Genomic DNA, 1181 nt, shown 5'->3' on the forward strand with positions numbered 1-1181 from the left:
TGGGGAACTTGGCCGCGCCCTCGTCGCGGATGGCGCGGTTGTAGGCCAGGTACAGCATGCGCAGGTGGCGGTGCTGCTCGGCATAGGCCACCAGGTGGTCTTGCCGCAGCCGGCGTAGGCCTTCACGACCAGGTGGTGGCCCTCGTAGTGGATGACGGGGAGCTGTTCTGCTGTCGACTTCATGGTGAATCCTTTTTGCCCGGTGAGGTCGACGATGGTGGCAGGCTTGGCGGGCGCCGGGCGGCCTAATCCGGCGCTTTTGTGGCTCGAAATTAGGGGTATTCGTGAAAAGGTGTTGTCAGGCAGCACCAGCCAGCAGGCTTTCATAGGGAATGTGCAGCCCATCATGAAGGCGCTTTATCATCGCCAGGCTCAATTTGCGCTTTCGGTTCAATACCTCGGAAACCCTACCGCTAGAGCCGATATACGGCTCTAGATCGCGAGGGGTCAGCCCCTGCTGATCCATACGGAATTTGATGGCCTCGATGGGGTCGGAAGGCGGGATCGGATAGTGCTCGTCTTCGTATTTCTCGATCAGTACCGCCAACACTTCCAGCTCATCGCCTTCCGGAGTGCCGATTTCGGCACCCCACAGTCTATCCATGCGTGCAAAGGCCGCTGCCAAGTCTTCCTCGGAGCGAATCGGCTTGATGTTCATCACACTGTCTCCGCGTTGATCTGGTCGTACTGGACGTGAGTGCCTACGAATCTCACGAACCCAAGTTGTCGTTCGTAGTCGATTGCCAGGATCACCCGATACTTGTTACCAGCGATGTTAAAAACCACACGGCCGCCTTTCAGGATGCTTGCTGTACGCAGCTCTGCCTTGACCTCCTGCGGCGTGCGGTAAGTGGCTTTCTCCATGTGCCGATACCACTCCACCAGAGGTGTCATGGCGTCTGCATAGGCCGGGCTGCTTTCCCAGAAAGCGCGCAATGTACCTCGCGCAATAATTCTCATCGCCACGCATCTCCCATTTTGGGAGAAAGTCTAGCCATCCGGCTTGGCCGTGGCAACAACAGGATTTCCCGAATACCCGAAATTGAAGGAAGGCCGGCCCCCCGGGCAGCGTCACGTGCCGTACTTGGCATGGCTCTTGGCGCGGCGGATGTTGTAGCCCTTGATCCAGCTACTCATCTCCGGCGTCAGCGGCTTGGACTGCAGGGAGCTGCTGCGCCAGG

The 1181-nt window shown here is 58.7% G+C and carries 2 protein-coding genes; both read right to left on the reverse strand.

Going from position 1 to position 1181, the window contains the following annotated elements; genetic code table 11:
- Positions 1 to 298 precede the first annotated feature (298 nt).
- Positions 299 to 658: a helix-turn-helix domain-containing protein gene (locus tag BMY22_RS23475; RefSeq protein ID WP_090625733.1), complete on the reverse strand. Its 360-nt coding sequence runs from the start codon at positions 656 to 658 to the stop codon at positions 299 to 301.
- Positions 658 to 960 (reverse strand): type II toxin-antitoxin system HigB family toxin, encoded by a 303-nt coding sequence (locus BMY22_RS23480; protein ID WP_090625734.1) that lies wholly within the window; start codon positions 958 to 960, stop codon positions 658 to 660. Before BMY22_RS23480 ends, BMY22_RS23475 begins: the two co-directional genes overlap by 1 nt.
- Positions 961 to 1181: the final 221 nt, after the last annotated feature.

Origin of the sequence: Azotobacter beijerinckii, from assembly GCF_900110885.1 — a bacterium.
GTDB classification, from domain to species: Bacteria; Pseudomonadota; Gammaproteobacteria; order Pseudomonadales; family Pseudomonadaceae; genus Azotobacter; species Azotobacter beijerinckii.